At 67.1% G+C, this 16,479-nt stretch carries 16 protein-coding genes; 12 read left to right on the top strand and 4 right to left on the bottom strand.

Annotated elements, in window-relative coordinates; translation table 11 throughout:
• From JWN03_RS34810 to JWN03_RS34760, 11 genes are all read left to right on the top strand, one after another.
• On the top strand, positions 1 to 312 hold a 312-nt coding region (locus JWN03_RS34810; RefSeq protein ID WP_441343120.1), incomplete at its 5' end, for a glutamine amidotransferase-related protein.
• A complete protein-coding gene (carB, locus tag JWN03_RS34805) occupies positions 312 to 3,617 on the top strand; it encodes a carbamoyl-phosphate synthase large subunit (protein ID WP_297624073.1) in 3,306 nt (1,101 codons plus the stop codon). The genes JWN03_RS34810 and carB, both read left to right, overlap by 1 nt.
• Before the next feature lie 4 nt (positions 3,618 to 3,621).
• A complete protein-coding gene (pyrF, locus tag JWN03_RS34800; RefSeq protein ID WP_297624070.1) occupies positions 3,622 to 4,446 on the top strand; it encodes an orotidine-5'-phosphate decarboxylase in 825 nt (274 codons plus the stop codon).
• A gap of 70 nt (positions 4,447 to 4,516) precedes the next feature.
• Positions 4,517 to 5,359 (top strand): patatin-like phospholipase family protein, encoded by an 843-nt coding sequence (locus tag JWN03_RS34795; RefSeq protein ID WP_297624067.1) that lies wholly within the window; start codon positions 4,517 to 4,519, stop codon positions 5,357 to 5,359.
• Positions 5,360 to 5,417: 58 nt separating this feature from the next.
• Positions 5,418 to 5,843, top strand: coding sequence for a VOC family protein (locus JWN03_RS34790; RefSeq protein ID WP_297624064.1), 426 nt, complete (start codon positions 5,418 to 5,420; stop codon positions 5,841 to 5,843).
• A gap of 536 nt (positions 5,844 to 6,379) precedes the next feature.
• Positions 6,380 to 6,703 carry an integration host factor, actinobacterial type gene (gene mihF / locus JWN03_RS34785; protein ID WP_297624062.1) on the top strand — a complete coding sequence of 108 codons (324 nt, stop codon included), beginning with the start codon at positions 6,380 to 6,382 and terminating at the stop codon, positions 6,701 to 6,703.
• Positions 6,704 to 6,710: 7 nt separating this feature from the next.
• Positions 6,711 to 7,292 (top strand): guanylate kinase, encoded by a 582-nt coding sequence (gene gmk, locus JWN03_RS34780; protein WP_297624059.1) that lies wholly within the window; start codon positions 6,711 to 6,713, stop codon positions 7,290 to 7,292.
• Positions 7,293 to 7,379: 87 nt separating this feature from the next.
• Entirely contained in the window at positions 7,380 to 7,646 is a 267-nt protein-coding gene (gene rpoZ, locus JWN03_RS34775) for a DNA-directed RNA polymerase subunit omega (RefSeq protein WP_297624082.1), read from the top strand.
• A gap of 84 nt (positions 7,647 to 7,730) precedes the next feature.
• Complete coding sequence (coaBC, locus tag JWN03_RS34770) at positions 7,731 to 8,951, top strand: bifunctional phosphopantothenoylcysteine decarboxylase/phosphopantothenate--cysteine ligase CoaBC (RefSeq protein WP_297624056.1); 1,221 nt, start codon at positions 7,731 to 7,733, stop codon at positions 8,949 to 8,951.
• Positions 8,952 to 9,166: 215 nt separating this feature from the next.
• Positions 9,167 to 10,381 carry a methionine adenosyltransferase gene (gene metK / locus JWN03_RS34765; RefSeq protein WP_297624052.1) on the top strand — a complete coding sequence of 405 codons (1,215 nt, stop codon included), beginning with the start codon at positions 9,167 to 9,169 and terminating at the stop codon, positions 10,379 to 10,381.
• Complete coding sequence (locus JWN03_RS34760; protein WP_297624049.1) at positions 10,382 to 13,078, top strand: primosomal protein N'; 2,697 nt, start codon at positions 10,382 to 10,384, stop codon at positions 13,076 to 13,078.
• A gap of 83 nt (positions 13,079 to 13,161) precedes the next feature.
• Here JWN03_RS34760 and JWN03_RS34755 read toward each other — a convergent pair whose 3' ends face one another.
• Genes JWN03_RS34755 through JWN03_RS34745 form a run of 3 tightly spaced genes read right to left on the bottom strand, consistent with a single transcriptional unit; the run spans position 13,162 to position 14,941 of the window.
• Complete coding sequence (locus JWN03_RS34755) at positions 13,162 to 13,602, bottom strand: MarR family winged helix-turn-helix transcriptional regulator (RefSeq protein WP_297624047.1); 441 nt, start codon at positions 13,600 to 13,602, stop codon at positions 13,162 to 13,164.
• A 10-nt stretch (positions 13,603 to 13,612) separates the two neighbouring features.
• A complete protein-coding gene (locus JWN03_RS34750) occupies positions 13,613 to 14,044 on the bottom strand; it encodes a hypothetical protein (protein ID WP_297624045.1) in 432 nt (143 codons plus the stop codon).
• Between the two features lie 51 nt (positions 14,045 to 14,095).
• Positions 14,096 to 14,941, bottom strand: a complete 846-nt coding sequence (locus JWN03_RS34745; protein WP_297624042.1) for an SDR family oxidoreductase — start codon at positions 14,939 to 14,941, stop codon at positions 14,096 to 14,098.
• A gap of 75 nt (positions 14,942 to 15,016) precedes the next feature.
• On the opposite strand from JWN03_RS34745, the gene JWN03_RS34740 reads away from it, so the two are divergent.
• Positions 15,017 to 15,589, top strand: a complete 573-nt coding sequence (locus tag JWN03_RS34740; RefSeq protein WP_297624039.1) for a TetR/AcrR family transcriptional regulator — start codon at positions 15,017 to 15,019, stop codon at positions 15,587 to 15,589.
• Between the two features lie 7 nt (positions 15,590 to 15,596).
• On the opposite strand, the gene JWN03_RS34735 is transcribed toward JWN03_RS34740, so the two are convergent.
• Entirely contained in the window at positions 15,597 to 16,397 is an 801-nt protein-coding gene (locus JWN03_RS34735) for an ABC transporter ATP-binding protein (RefSeq protein WP_297624036.1), read from the bottom strand.
• Between the last annotated feature and the right edge of the window lie 82 nt (positions 16,398 to 16,479).

Raw genomic sequence — 16,479 nt, 5'->3', positions numbered from 1 at the left:
CGCAATACCTACAAGATGAAGTTCGGCCACCGCGGCATCAATGTCCCGGTCATCGAACACCACACGGGCCGCATCTCGATCACCGCCCAGAACCACGGCTTCGCCCTCGAAGGCGAGCGCGGCGAGGTCTTCGACACCCCGTTCGGCAAGGCCGAAGTCAGCCACATCTGCGCCAATGACGGTGTTGTCGAAGGTGTTCAGCTGGTCAGCGGGCGCGCCTTCTCGGTGCAGTACCATCCCGAGGCCGCCGCCGGACCGCACGACGCCGCCTACCTGTTCGATCGCTTTGCCACGCTGATGGAAGGAGCCTGATGCCACGCCGCACCGACCTCAATCACATCCTGGTGATCGGCTCGGGCCCGATCGTCATCGGCCAGGCTTGCGAGTTCGACTACTCCGGCACCCAGGCATGCCGTGTCCTCAAGGCCGAGGGCCTGCGCGTCTCGCTGGTGAACTCGAACCCGGCGACCATCATGACCGACCCGGAGTACGCGGACGCCACCTATGTGGAGCCGATCACCTGGGAGTACGTCGAGAAGGTCATCGCCAAGGAGCGCCCCGACGCGATCCTCGCGACCCTGGGCGGCCAGACCGCGCTCAATTGCGCTGTCGACCTGCACGAGAACGGCATTCTGGAGAAGTACAACGTCGAGCTGATCGGCGCGGACTTCGAAGCCATCCAGCGCGGTGAGGATCGGCAGAAGTTCAAGGACATCGTCGCCAAGGTCGGCGGCGAGAGCGCTCGCTCCAAGGTCTGCTACACCATGGACGAAGTCCGCGAAACCGTTGCGGAACTGGGCTTCCCGGTGGTCGTGCGCCCGTCCTTCACCATGGGCGGCCTGGGCTCCGGCATGGCCTACAACCACACGGATCTCGATCGCATCGCCGGTGGCGGCCTCGCGGCCTCGCCGACCGCGAACGTGCTCATCGAGGAATCCATTCTGGGCTGGAAGGAATTCGAGCTCGAGCTCATGCGCGACCGCCGCGACAATGTGGTGATCGTCTGCTCGATCGAGAACGTCGACCCGATGGGCGTGCACACCGGTGACTCGATGACCGTCGCCCCGGCCATGACCCTCACCGACCGCGAGTACCAGAAGATGCGCGATCTCGGCATCGATATTCTGCGCGAGGTCGGCGTGGACACCGGCGGCTGCAATATCCAGTTCGCGGTGGACCCGGCCGACGGCCGTCTCATCGTCATCGAGATGAACCCGCGGGTGTCGCGCTCGTCGGCGCTGGCCTCCAAGGCGACCGGCTTCCCGATCGCGAAGATCGCCGCCAAGCTGGCCATCGGCTACACCCTGGACGAGATCGTCAACGACATCACCAAGGAAACCCCGGCCTGCTTCGAGCCCACGCTCGACTATGTGGTTGTCAAGGCTCCGCGATTCGCGTTCGAGAAGTTCCCGGGCGCCGACCCGACGCTGACTACCACCATGAAGTCGGTCGGCGAGGCAATGTCGCTGGGCCGCAACTTCTCCGAGGCGCTGGGCAAGGTGCTGCGGTCGCTCGAGACCAAGGCCACCGGCTTCTGGACGCAGCCGGACGGCGAGTGGGCCGATGTCGCCGCCATCCTCGAGGATCTGCGGACTCCGACCGAGGGCCGCATCTACCAGGTGGAGCGGGCACTGCGCCTGGGCGCGAGCATCGAGGAGACCGCCAAGGCCTCGGGCATCGACCCGTGGTTCGTGGCCGAGGTCGCCGCACTGGTCGAGCTGCGCCAGGAGATCATCGACGCCCCTGTACTCGACGAGGCGCTGCTGCGCCGCGCCAAGCACTACGGCCTGTCCGATCGCCAGATCTCTGCGCTGCGACCGGAACTCGCGGGTGAGGACGGCGTGCGCACGCTGCGGCACCGCCTGCACATTCGCCCGGTGTTCAAGACCGTCGACACCTGCGCCGCCGAGTTCGAGGCCAAGACGCCGTACCACTATTCGGCCTACGAGCTCGATCCCGCCGCCGAGTCCGAGGTCGCCCCGCAGCGTGAGCGCGGCAAGGTGCTCATCCTGGGTTCGGGCCCGAACCGCATCGGTCAGGGCATCGAATTCGACTACAGCTGTGTGCATGCCGCGCAGACGCTGTCGGAGGCCGGGTACGAGACCGTCATGGTCAACTGCAACCCGGAGACCGTCTCCACCGACTACGACACCGCCGACCGCCTGTACTTCGAGCCGCTGACCTTCGAAGACGTGCTCGAGGTGTACCACGCGGAGACCGAATCCGGCACCGTCGTGGGCGTCATCTGCCAGCTCGGCGGCCAGACCCCGCTGGGTCTGGCGCAGAAGCTGACCGATGCGGGCGTGCCCGTGGTCGGCACCTCCGCGGCCGCCATCGACCTGGCCGAGGACCGCGCCGAATTCGGTGATGTGCTTGTCGCAGCGGGTCTTCCGGCCCCGAAGTACGGCACCGCCACCACATTCCCGCAGGCCAAGAAGATCGCCGCCGAGATCGGCTACCCCGTGCTGGTGCGCCCGTCCTACGTGCTGGGCGGCCGCGGCATGGAGATCGTCTACGACGAGGCCACCCTCGAGGGCTACATCTCCCGCGCCACCGACATCAGCCCGAACCGCCCGGTGCTCATCGACCGGTTCCTGGAAGATGCCATCGAAATCGACGTCGACGCCCTGTGTGACGGCGAAGAGGTCTACCTGGGCGGCGTCATGGAACACATCGAGGAGGCCGGCATCCACTCCGGTGACTCGGCGTGCGCCCTGCCCCCGATCACCCTGGGCCGCAGCGATATCGAGGCAGTGCGCCGCTCCACCACCGCGCTCGCGCACGGTATCGGCGTCAAGGGCCTGCTGAACGTGCAGTACGCGCTCAAGGACGATGTGCTCTACGTCCTCGAGGCCAACCCGCGCGCCAGCCGCACCGTGCCGTTCGTCTCCAAGGCCACCGCGGTGCCGCTGGCCAAGGCCGCGGCGCGGATCGCGCTGGGCGCCACCATTGCCGAACTCCGCAAGGAGGGCCTGCTCCCGGCCGAGGGCGACGGTGGCACCGTGCCGATGGACGCTCCGGTCGCGGTCAAGGAGGCCGTGCTGCCGTTCCACCGCTTCAAGCGGCCCGACGGCAGCGGCATCGATTCGCTGCTCTCGCCGGAGATGAAGTCCACCGGTGAGGTCATGGGCATCGACGACGACATCGGTACGGCATACGCCAAGTCGCAGACCGCTTCCTACGGTTCGCTGCCGACCGAGGGCGCTGCCTTCGTCTCGATCGCCAACCGCGACAAGCGGGCCATGGTGTTCCCGGTCAAGCGCCTGCACGACCTCGGGTTCCGCATCCTGGCCACCGAGGGCACCGCGGAAATGCTGCGGCGCAACGGTATTCCGTGCGAAGAGGTGCGTAAGCACTCGGACGAGAAGACCGATCAGCCCAGCATTGTGGACATGATCAAGGACGGCGACGTCGATATCGTCTTCAACACCCCGTACGGCAATAACGGTCCGCGCGTGGACGGTTACGAGATCCGCACCGCCGCGGTGAGCGCGAATATCCCGTGCATCACCACGGTGCAGGGTGCGGCCGCGGCCGTACAGGGCATCGAGGCCACCATCAACGGCGGCATCGGCGTGCGGTCCCTGCAGGAGCTCCACGCCACCCTCCGGGGCTGATCCGATGACGACATTCGGTGTGCGGCTGCGGGATGCGATGCACAAGCACGGACCGGTGTGTGTGGGCATCGACCCGCACCCGCCGCTGCTGCGGGCCTGGGGCCTGACCGAGGACACCGACGGCCTGGCGAAGTTCACCGACGCGTGCGTCGAGGCCTTCGCCGGCCGGGTGGCCCTGGTCAAACCGCAGGTGGCGTTCTTCGAAACCTACGGTTCCGGCGGAATCGCGGTCCTGGAGAACGCGATTGCCGCCCTCCGCGCGGCGGGCACCATGGTGCTCGCCGATGCCAAGCGCGGCGATATCGGTTCGACAATGGACGCGTACGCGCACGCCTGGCTCGGTGACGGACCGCTCGGCACCGATGCGGTGACGGTATCGCCGTACCTCGGATTCGGTTCCCTCGCACCGGCGCTGGAGCTGGCGAAGGCGAACGATCGCGGTGTGTTCGTGCTCGCTGCCACCTCCAATCCGGAAGGTGCGGAGCTGCAGCGCATCACCGGCCCCGACGGTCGCACCATCGCCCAGCGCATGGTCGACGATGCGGCCGCCGCCAATGTGGGCGCGGAATTCGGTTCCGTCGGTGTGGTCATCGGCGCCACCCTCACCGAGGCCCCGGACCTGTCCGCCCTCAACGGCCCCATCCTCATGCCGGGTGTGGGTGCGCAGGGCGGGGGAGCGGACTCCATCCGCAATCTGGTCCCCGCAGGTGATCTCGGCGCGGTACTGCCGAACGTCTCCCGCGAGGTCCTCAAGTCCGGCCCGTCGGTCACCGCACTGCAAGCGCGCGTGGCCGAACTGGCCGACGAATTCGCCTTCCTGCAGCGCTGATCGACCGGCGGGCCCGGTACGGCACGGATTCCCTCCGTGCCGTACCGGGCCGCTTCGGTACAGTGGGGACATGCCTGACGCAGTGTCGCCCAATGGAATTCGCCATGCACTCGTACTGGGAGGTGGCGGCGCTGTCGGCATCTTCTGGATGGTCGGTCTGGCAGCGGGTTTGCGTGCGGCGGGCATAGATCTGGCGCTGGCCGATCGGTTCGTCGGCACCTCGGCCGGTGCGGTGGTGGGCGCCATGCTCGCGGGCGGTGCTGAGCTGCCGAGCCTGGACAATCGGCCACGGCCGGATACGACACAGGCGCAGCCGAATCTGGACGCTTTCACCGAGATCATGACGCTTGCGGCGACCCCGGGACTCAGTCGGGCCGAAGTGATCCAGCGCATCGGCGCCCGTGCGCTGGAGTTGCAGGTGGGGGATCCGGCCGACCACATTGCCAGGATCAGTGACCTCGCGGGTGTGTCCGACTGGCCCGACGCCGATTTGATCGTCACGGCCCTCGACACCACCACCGGTGAGCTCCAGACCTGGACCCGTACCGGCGCGGCCTCGCTCCCCGAGGCGCTGGGCTCCAGCACCGCGGTTCCCGGTGTCTTCCCTCCGGTCCCGGTCGGCGGCCACCACTACATCGACGGCGGCCTGCGCTCACCCATCAATGCTGATCTGGCCGCCGGCGCTGAGCTGATCGTCATCATCGAACCGCTCGCGCATCTGTTCCCGCATTCCCCGTCCGACAGCGAATTGGGCGGTGCCACAACGCTGTCCATCATTCCCGATGCCGACGCCATCACCGCCTTCGGCTCGGATCTGTTCAATATCGCGGCGCTGGTGCCCGCGTACGAAGCGGGCGTCCGGCAAGCCTCCGAAGCCGCCCTACGGCTGAAGGCCGTCTGGCCGACCCGCTGAATTCGCTGCCTTTCACTACAGTTTTCGAGAATCACTCGTAGTGAAAGGTGGATTCTTCATGTCCGGTGCCGACCTGGGCCTGCTCTCCTACGGTCAAACCCGTGTGCTGGTAGACGATTTCGCGGAAAGCTATCGCTTCTACCGCGACATTCTCGGCTTGCTGCTCAAACACCACGAGCCGGGCGCCCCGGAACCGGAGGCCGGTCCCTACGCCTGCTTTGTCGCAGGTGATGCCGATCTGGCCTTGTTCACTCGCGCCTACATGGACGCTGCTGTCGGTGCCGAGCACCGGCCGCGCGACGGCGTCGACACCGTGGTGGTGGTGCTGCGCGTCACCGACGTCGACGCCGCCGCGAAGGTCGCCGAGTCTCGTGGCGCGCGACTCACCACCGCGCCGGCCGATCAGCCCGCGTGGGGCACGCGCGTGGCGCATCTGCGCGCCCCGGAAGGCACGCTGATCGAGCTCTGCCAGTACGACGATTGACCGAGCGCTTGCCTGATCGCCCGCCTGGCTGGACGCGGTGGGTGAAACGCCCGGGAAGTCACATCGGTGAGGTTTAACCCGTCTGCGGCCGCGCCAGGGGGCAGGACATGTCATCGGGGCGGCATCCGGGGTCTGGACCTGCGGCGGAATCGAGTCTTCGAACGGTGTTCGAATGTGTCGGGTGATGCGCGACACGCGGTGCGGAATCGTGCGACACGCCGGGAAAATCGAGAAAGTTCCAGGTCGGATGATTACAGCTCGGTCACGGTCTGAATCGGACATTCGGTACCGGGTTCGCGGGTCCTTCCGGGGGCCGAAAAACCGCTGATGACAAGGGGATTCGCCAACCCGGCCATCGGGGTGTGGCAGCCGGTGCACGAGGGCCCACGCCGATGTGCATTCCACCCGGTCGTGCTCGGAATCACGCGCTGACCTGGGGGGTGGGTTCGCAATCGCCAAGCGTCGTGGGTACGGTCGCTGAGACCGCCGGTTCGAACGGCGGGAGTACAAGCAATGAACGACGAGACGGAGGAACCGTGGCCCTTCCCCAGCTGACTGACGAGCAGCGCGCCGCTGCTTTGGAGAAGGCGGCTGCCGCCCGGCGCATTCGGGCGGAGCTCAAGGAGCGCCTGAAGCGTGGCGGTACCGATCTGAAGACGGTCCTTGCTGATGCCGAGAAGGACGAAGTTCTCGGCAAGATGAAGGTTTCAGCGCTGCTCGAGGCCCTGCCGAAGGTTGGCAAGGTCAAGGCTGCCGAGATCATGAGCGAACTGGAAATTGCTCCTACCCGCCGACTGCGCGGACTGGGCGATCGGCAGCGTAAGGCGCTGCTGGCCCGGTTCGACTTCACCGCGGAATAATCCGAGGGTGGTCGAACACACTCGGAAGGGTCGGCTGGTAGTCCTGGTCGGCCCCTCGGCCGTCGGTAAGTCCACTGTCGTGCGCTGCGTGCGCGAACGACTGCCCGAATTGGTATTCAGTGTGTCGGCCACCACCCGGGCCCCCAGGCCCGGAGAGGTCGACGGTCGCGACTACCGATTCGTCTCCCATGAGGAATTCGACCTGCTGATCGCGGCGGACGAACTCCTCGAATGGGCCGATATCCACGGTGGACTGCAGCGGTCGGGAACCCCGGCCGCACCTGTGCGCGAAGCGCTCGCGACCGGACACCCGGTGCTGATCGAGGTGGACCTCGAGGGGGCGCGCTCGATCCGCACGGCGATGCCGGAGGCCAATCTGGTCTTCCTGGCACCGCCCAGCTGGGAGGAACTGGTCTCCCGGCTCACCTCGCGAGGCACTGAATCGCCCGAGGTCATAGAGCGAAGGCTGCAAACCGCCAGGACAGAATTGGCGGCCTGTGACGAGTTCGACACCGTCATAGTGAACGACGAGGTGACGACTGCCTGTGAGCAGTTGGTATCCTTGTTCGTTAGCACAATTTCGAGGTAGTCCTCGTATATCGACCGGCTCATCTTCGAAGTGAGCCGGCTCCACCTCTCGAACAACCCCGCAGGAGCCTTCCTAGTGAGTACTGAAATGAAGACCGCGGCCATCTACGACACTCCGATCGGCCTCACCAACCCGCCGATCGATGAACTGCTGGAGCGGACCTCGTCGAAGTACGCGCTGGTCATCTACGCAGCCAAGCGGGCCCGGCAGATCAACGACTACTACAACCAGCTCGGCGACGGCATTCTCGAATACGTCGGCCCGCTGGTCGAGCCGGGTCTGCAGGAGAAGCCGCTGTCGGTGGCCATGCGCGAGATCCACGCCGACCTGCTGGAGCACACCGAGGGCGAATAAGCCCCCGGCGTAGCGGCAAAAAAGCAGGCATCTCTACTACGGCGCTGGAGGCGTAGTGACGACAGAATTCACCCGGGGCATGCGGTGACCCGGGTCATCGTCGGTGTCGGCGGCGGTATCGCCGCATACAAGAGTTGCGCCCTCGTGCGCCGGTTCACCGAAACCGGGCACGAGGTTCGCGTAATTCCCACCGAGTCGGCATTGAACTTCATCGGCAAGGCCACGTTCGAGGCGCTGTCCGGTCATCCCGTGCACACCGGTGTTTTCGCCGATGTGCCCGAGGTGCCGCATGTGCGACTCGGCCAGGAGGCCGAGCTGATGGTCATCGCTCCCGCGACAGCGGATCTCATGGCGCGTGCCGCTGCCGGCCGCGCGGACGATCTACTGACCGCCACACTTCTCACCGCCCGATGTCCCATCCTCTTCGCGCCCGCGATGCACACAGAAATGTGGGAGCACCCCGCGACGATCGCGAATGTGGCGACACTGCGCGCCCGCGGCGCGATGGTCATGGAGCCGGCACACGGGCGGCTCACCGGATCCGATACCGGCGCAGGCCGTTTGCCGGAGCCGGAGGAGATCTTCAGTTTCGCCTCGCTGCTGCTCGAGCGCACCGACGCGATCCCGCGGGATCTCGAAGGCCGTCGCGTCATCGTTTCGGCGGGCGGCACGCGTGAGCCCCTGGATCCGGTGCGGTTCCTCGGCAATCGCAGTTCCGGCAAGCAGGGCTACGCGATCGCCCGGGTTGCCGCTCAGCGCGGCGCGCATGTGACGCTCATCGCGGGCAACACCATCGGCCTGGCACCCCCGGCTTCGGTCGAGGTTGTGCACGTGACCACCGCCGAGCAGTTGAAGGTGGCGGTCGACAAGCACGCCATCGGCGCGGACGCGGTGATCATGGCTGCCGCGGTGGCCGATTTCCGGCCCGTGAACGTTGCTGCCGCGAAGATCAAAAAGGGTGCGGACGAACCGAATTCGATCGAATTGACCAAGACCCCGGACATTCTCGCGGGTCTGGTGCAGTCCCGTCGCGACGGGCTGCTGGCGGGCACCGCGATCGTCGGCTTCGCCGCCGAGACCGGTGACGAGCACGCCGACGTGCTCACCCACGCCCGGGCCAAACTGGTTCGCAAGGGCTGTGATCTGTTGGTGGTCAATGCGGTCGGCGAGGGCAAGGCCTTCGAGGTCGACCACAACGACGGCTGGCTACTCGGCGCCGACGGCACCGAGATCGCACTGGACCACGGGTCCAAGGCGTTGCTGGCGAGCCGGGTGCTCGATTCGCTCGGTCCGCTGCTGCGCTGAGCGCCGCGCTGCGCAACATCGAAGGCGACACACCGACAGGGCGGGCTGCGGGCTCCGGCGGGCAACTGTCTGAGCCACAATATTGGCCATCTGGGGACGTCGTTCCCCGGCAGTCGGTGGTTTGGAATAACCTGAGACAAAGGGTTGTGCGGTAGCGGGGACGCGCTACTGTCGCAGGCCGATACGAGAAACCCGTTGAGGGAGAGGGAACAACTGTGCGCACGACTGGCAGCCGCCTATTCACCAGTGAGTCCGTGACGGAGGGTCACCCGGACAAGATCTGTGATGCCATCAGCGATTCCATCCTCGACGCGTTGCTCGCGGCCGATCCGCGGAGCCGGGTGGCGGTGGAGACGCTGGTGACCACCGGTCAGGTGCACGTGGCCGGTGAGGTCAGCACCACCGCATACGTGGACATCCCGACGATCGTCCGCGAAAAGATCCTGGAGATCGGATACGACTCCTCCGCAAAGGGTTTCGACGGCTCCTCCTGTGGCGTGAACGTCGCCATCGGTGCGCAGTCGCCGGATATCGCACAGGGCGTGGACACCTCGCACGAGGCCCGCGTCGGCGGCGAGGACGATGCGATCGCGCGCCAGGGTGCGGGCGATCAGGGTCTGATGTTCGGCTACGCCACCATCGAGACCCCGGAGCTCATGCCGCTGCCGATCTCGCTGGCGCACAAGCTTTCGCGTCGCCTGACCGAGGTCCGCAAGTCCGGCGTGCTGCCGTACCTGCGTCCCGACGGCAAGACCCAGGTCACCATCGAGTACGAGGGTGATATCCCCAAGCGCCTGGACACGGTCGTCATCTCGACCCAGCACGCCGCCGATATCGATCTCGACAACCTGCTCACCCCGGACATTCGCGAGAAGGTCGTCGACTCGGTGCTCGCCGAGCTGAAGCTGCCGAATCCGTTGGACACCTCCAACATTCGGCTGCTGGTCAACCCCACCGGCAAGTTCGTGCTCGGTGGCCCCATGGGTGACGCCGGCCTGACCGGTCGCAAGATCATCGTCGACACCTACGGCGGCATGGCCCGCCACGGTGGCGGCGCCTTCTCCGGTAAGGATCCGTCGAAGGTCGACCGCTCGGCCGCCTACGCCATGCGCTGGGTTGCCAAGAATGTCGTCGCCGCCGGTCTGTCCGAGCGTGTCGAGGTTCAGGTCGCCTATGCCATCGGCAAGGCCGCCCCCGTCGGCCTGTTCGTCGAGACCTTCGGCACCGAGCAGATCGACCCCGAAAAGATCTCGGCCGCCATCGCCGAGGTCTTCGACCTGCGTCCGGGCGCCATCATTCGCGACCTGGACCTGCTGCGCCCGATCTATGCTGCCACCGCCGCGTACGGCCACTTCGGCCGCACCGACGTGGACCTGCCCTGGGAGCGCACCGACCGCGCGGAGAAGTTGCGCGCCGCCGCCGGGCTGTAATTGACACACACCGGACCAGCGGCGGGGCACCCCATCGCGCGGGTGCTCCCGCTGCTGGAACCGGCCCATCTCGATAGGGATTTCGACTACCTCGTTCCCGCCGAGCTGGATGAGATCGCCCAGCCGGGCGTTCGGGTTCGAGTGCGATTCTCCGGCCGTCTGATCGACGGCTATATCCTCGAACGTCTCGAAAAGTCCGACCACACAGGCAGACTCGTGCGCCTGGAACGTGTTGTGTCCAGTGAACGTGTCCTCACCCCGGAAATCCTGCGCCTGGTCACCGCCGTGGCCGCGCGCTACGCGGGCACCCGTGCCGATGTGCTGCGGCTGGCGATCCCGCCTCGCCACGCGAAGATCGAAGCCGAGGGCGAGAACGGCTCGAAGAAGGCCACCAAGGCCACCAAGCCGCGCAAGGCCGCCGCACGGCGCGCATCGGACTCGGCGCCGGAATCGGTGAGCAATGCGCCCGTCATGCTCGATGAGCCTGACGCAGACGATGTTTCGCCGATGTCTGATGCGTCACATGAGCGACCGGCGGCCGCTCCTGTCTCGGACGGACCGATTGTCGGTTCGCCGCACCATTCGTACGGGCCTCGTGGTCTGGTAGAGCTGATCGACACTCCGGCGGCGGATGGTGCCTCCGCGGTAGCTGCCCCGCCGGCCGCAGACTCCAACGGTCATGGTTCGGCTGAGGTCGAGTCCGACGACGATGCAGATTCGGAGCAGCTTGCCGAGGCCGACTCGTCGGCTGATCCGGATGCCTCGAAGCCTGTTCCGGCGCAGGCGATCCCGTCCGACTTCCCGGTGTGGAGCCAATACGAGCACGGTCAGTCGTTTCTGGGCGCGCTGGCTGCGGGGCAGGGCCCCCGCGCAGCATGGCAGGCATTGCCGGGGGAGGACTGGCCGCGTCGGCTGGCCGAACTCGCGGCGGTGGTCGTGAGCAGCGGCCGCAGCGCTGTCCTGATGGTCCCCGACCAGCGGGACCTGGATCGCGTACTGTCCGAATGTATTGCCTTGGTGGGAGATTCGGCCGTAGGTCTGGCCGCCGGACTGGGGCCGTCGGCGCGGTACCGCCGCTGGCTGGCGGCGTTGCGAGGGACTGCGCGCATTGTGGTCGGCACTCGCGCCGCGGTCTTCACTCCCATGCAGAATCTGGGTCTCATCGCCATCTGGGACGACGGCGACGGCACCTACGCCGAACCGCGCTCGCCGTATCCGCATGCTCGGGAGGTGGCGATGCTGCGCGCGCACGAGACCGGCGCGGCCTTCGTCGCCGGTGGTTTCGCACGGACCGCCGAGATCCAGGCCATTGTCGAATCCGGTTGGGCCCACGACCTTCTCGCCGATCGCGGGGTCCTCCGGCAGGTGATGCCGCGCATCAGCGCCCCGGGTGACAGCGACGCCGCGCTGGAGCGCGACCCGATCGCGCGGGCCATTCGTATTCCGGGCATCGCGTTCCTGGCGGCACGCAAGGCGCTCGCGGCGGGGGAGCCCGTGCTGGTGCAGGTACCCAGGCGTGGCTACATTCCCGCGCTGGCCTGCGCGAAATGCCGTACCCCCGCGCGTTGTCGGCACTGCAACGGCCCATTGGCTTTGCCGGACACGACATCCGAGGCCTCGCGCGCCAACACCACCGCGGGGAGCACCCCGGGCCGAGCGGCGCGTGTCGGCGCGGCAGCGGGGAACACGCCCGGGCGAGCGCCGCACGATGGCGCGGCAGCGGGGAGCGCGGGGGGGCGAGCGGCGTACGACGGTGCGGCAGCGGGGAGCGCTCCGGGGCGAGCAGGGTACGACGGTTCTACACAACAGAGCGCCTGGGTTGACGGGGCGCGTGGCCGGCCCCCGGTCACGGGGGCGGCTCGTCCCCCCTTCGTGGATCGCGGTGTGGCAATGGGCGTGAGCGTTCCGCGTGGCGGTGCGGAGATGGCGCACAGTCCGGCCTGCCGGTGGTGCGGCATTACCGAGGCGGCATTCCGCTGTGGCGCTTGTGGTTCGCGTGCGCTGCGGGCCGTGGTGATCGGCGCGGTTCGGACGGCTGAGGAATTGGGGCGCGCGTTCCCGGGAGTGCCGGTGCGCGGGTCCGGTGGTGCGGCGGTACTGGATTCGGTGCCGGAGGGGCCGCAGGTGGTGGTGTCCACGATCGGCGCCGAGCCTGTGGTGCCCGGTGGATACGCGGTGGCGTTGCTGCTGGACGGCTGGGCCCTGCTGGGCCGCGCGGATCTGCGGGCGGCGGAGGATGCGTTGCGGCGGTGGATGTCCGCGGCGGCACTGGTGCGGACCGGTGGTCAGGTGCTTGTCATGGCCGATCCCGCCATCTCGACCGTGCAGGCGCTGCTGCGCTGGGATCCGGTGGGGCACGCGCAATTCGAATTGGACGAGCGCACCGAGGTGCGGTTCCCGCCTTCGGTGCGGCTGGCGGCGGTCGACGGCACTACCGATTCGATTGCCGAATTGCTCACGGAGGCAAAGCTTCCCGATATGGTCGAGGTACTCGGCCCGGTGCCGCTGCCGCCCGGCGCTCGCAAGCCCTTCTCCTCGGGCGACAATCCCCCCGAAGTGGAGCGCATGATCCTGCGTGTCGATCGCTCGGCGGGCGCGGCGCTCGCGCGTGCGCTGACCGCGGCGCTGGCCGTCCGGAGCACCCACAAGTCGGACGCGCCGCTACGTGTCCAGATCGATCCCGTCGATATCGGCTGACCGCGGCGCAACCTGGACGCTGTGATTCTTCACGACATCGTGAATTCAGCTGTACTGCAGCAAAATTCCTGTCGGTCGCCGTATCAGTCGCCCGTGATCTCCTGGCGCGGCAGGGCGGCCAGGGTGATCAAGGCATTGAGGAATCCTTGCCGGTCGGCCTTGGGCAGTCTGTCCAGGAGCCGGTTCTCCCGGGCTTGAATATCGGCCTGGGTGGCGTCCCGGAGCCGCCGCCCCGCCGGAGTCAAGGTCAGCACCCGGGCGCGGCGGTCGGCGGGGTCGGGGTCGCGTTCGATCAGGCCGCGCTCCTGAAGATCATCCAGCACCGCGATGATGCGGGTCTTGTCCGCGCCGATCTCCTGCGCGAGCACACCCTGTCCGCGTGCGGGCCCCTCGTCCAGGTGCAGCAGCACGATGTACGCCCACATGCTCAGACCGTGCCCGTCGAGGACCGGCTGCTCGGCCGCCATCAGGGCACGGGCGAGCGGCGCGATCATCGCTGCCAGATCCGGGCGGTGTGTCGTCATGCGGACAAGATTATGCGGCCTTCCGGTGTGGTTGTTCGATGGTGTCGCCCGCGCGGGTGAGTACTTCGTCGGGATCGAAGCGCCCGGCCTGCCACGAGTCGGTGCCGATGCCGACCCGTCCGCGCCAGGTCCGCACGATCTCGGTGTGCACGGGCCAGTGCACGAAGCGCCGCATATCTTGCTCCGACTCCCACACCGAGATGGATCCGCCGCGTCGCTCGGCGGGTCTGCCCCACAGCCAGAGTCCGACCGCTCCCTGCATGACCGGCCAGGTGCGGCCCAGTTCGAAGCCTGTTTCGTAGATAGTGCGGGCCTCGTCGTCCGATTCCGCCAAGAAGTCTGTCACGCTGACGAAGACCTCCCCGGAAAAGTCGTGGTGCGGACCGGGACTCCACGGCATCAGCACGGTGCCGTCGGAGAAGGGTGCAGATTTAATACGCATATAAAGACGATAAGCGCATGCGTATTAAATCTGCAACGGTCGTTTTCATACTCAGCGGAAGGCTCCGACGACGTACTTCGCCCAGTCGGCATAGCTGGTCGCCGGTCGGCCGAGCACTCGTTCGACATCGGGGCTGATCAACGGCTCCTCCGGAGTCGGCTCGCCGAGGATCGAAAGCGTGTGATCCGCAACCGATTCCGGCATGAAGCGGAGCATATTGACCCGTGCCTGGTCACGTGTCAGCTCGACGAATCGCAGCGGTTCGCCGAGTGCTGCGGCAAGCGCTGCGGCCTGCTCGCGCGGAGTCACCACCGCCGGCCCGGTGACCGTATACGCCTGCCCGTGGTGGCCGTCCTCGCGAAGCGTGGCCGCCACTACCGCGGCGATATCGAACGGGGCCACCACCGGCAGCCCGATGTCGCCGAAGGGTGCCGGAACCATCCGCTCGGTGCGAATCGGTTCGATCCAGGCGAAGGTATTGCTGGCGAATCCGCCGGGGCGCACCGCGGTCCACTCCAGATCGGAGGCGGCCAGGGCCTTTTCGAAGGCGATCGTCCGGGCGTAGCCGTTGCCCTCGGGCCGGGTCACCGCGCCCTGGGACGAGAGGAATACCACTCGCCGGACCCCCTGTGCGGCAACGGTTTCGAGCAGTTCCTTCGGGTCGGGCCCGCTGACCAGCTGGTCGCCGGTAATGAGCAGGAACAGCGTATCCGCCCCCGCCACCGCCTCGGCGAGGCTGTCGAGATCGCCCACATCGCCGCGGCGGTGTTCCACGCCCTCCGGCAGTTCGACCGGCTTCTCACCCCGTGATACGGCGACAACCTTCTCGCCCGCTTCGGCGAGGAGCCGCACCACAACACTGCCGACATTGCCTGTTGCGCCGGTAACCACGATCATCTGCACTCCTGAGTTAGTTGACTGACTAACCCGAACCATAAACCATCTTCCGGCCGGTTGTCTATAGTTAGTTGTATGACTAACTCAGTGGCTCGCGGAGCGGGGAAGCGGGAGCGGCTGGCCGATGCGGCCGCCAAGGTCTTCCACGAGCAGGGCGTGGAGAAGACCACCATCGCCGATATCGCCCGGGTCGCGGAGGTTCCCGTCGGGAACGTCTACTACTACTTCAAGACCAAGGATCAGCTGGTCCAGGCGGCGATCGGCGCGCACGCGCGCAGCCTGCACGAGATCCTCCCGGCGCTGGAACAGGTGGCCACGCCGGCCGAGCGCCTCAGGGCTTTGGTCGAGGGGTGGGTCGGGCAACGCGACCTGGCCGCCCGATTCGGCTGCCCGTCGGGCACTCTCGCGACCGAGCTGGACAAGCGCACCGACGGCCTCGATCGGGAAATGGCGGCGGTGATGGGGGAGTTGCTCACCTGGATCGAGCAGCAGTTCGCGGCCATGGGGCGTGCGGATGCCCGGGAGCTGGCGGTCGCACTACTGGCCTCATATCAGGGAATCTCCCTGCTCACCAATACCTTCCGTGATCCGGACATGATGGCGACGGAAGGGCTGCGACTGCAGCGCTGGATCGATTCGCTGGCCTGAGCGCCGCTCAGTGGTGCGCCGGCTGAGCCGCGCGCACACTCCAGCGGCCGTCGTCACGCACGATCCGCACCGGGTGATCGAAGGCCGCGCTGATGTGTTCGGTGGTCACCACCTCATCGACGGTTCCGCTCACCAGCGCTTGTCCGTCGCGGAGCAGCATGGCGTGTGTGGTGCCCGGGGGCAGCTCCTCGAGATGGTGTGTCACCAGCACCGACGCCCGGCCCGGATGCGCACGCTGCAGCACGTCCAGGCGTTCCAGAAGTTGTTCGCGCCCAGCGAGATCCAGGCCGGTCGCCGGTTCGTCGAGCAGTAGCAGGCGCGGATTGGGCATGAGCGCGCGGGCAATGAGCGCGCGCCCGCGCTGACCCTGCGACAGGATCGGCCACGGCGCATCGTGGCGATGCGACAACCCGAGCAGGTCGATCAATCGCCCGGCCTCGGCGAGCTGATCGGCGGTGGGCTGCCAGCGTGGCACCAGCTCGGCGGTATTGGTGATCCCGGTGAGCACGACCTCGTGCACCGTGAGCGGGCTGCGCGGCGTATGGCGTGGGTCGACATGCCCGATGGCGGTGCGCAATTCGCGCATATCGACGCGACCGAGTCGTTTGCCCAGCACCTCGACCGTGCCGTGGGTGGGATGTTCGAAGGCCCCGAGCATGCGCAGCAGGGTGGTCTTGCCCGCGCCGTTCGGCCCCAGTAGCGCCCAGTGCTCGCCCGCCCGGACCGTGAGCGAAACCGCTTGCAGGATAGGGTTTCCGTCCCGTACGACATCGACCGCATCAACCTGGAGCACCGGGGAGTCGTTCATACGCCCACGATAGCAACTCCTCAGACAAGCTGAGGAGTGGTTTTCGGCACAAAAGTAGCTGGAAATACGCTGTGTAGTCTGG

The organism is Nocardia sp., assembly GCF_025465275.1.
GTDB lineage: Bacteria > Actinomycetota > Actinomycetes > Mycobacteriales > Mycobacteriaceae > Nocardia.
Note: the sequence above shows the minus strand (reverse complement) of the source record. Positions and strands in the feature narration are given on the sequence as shown.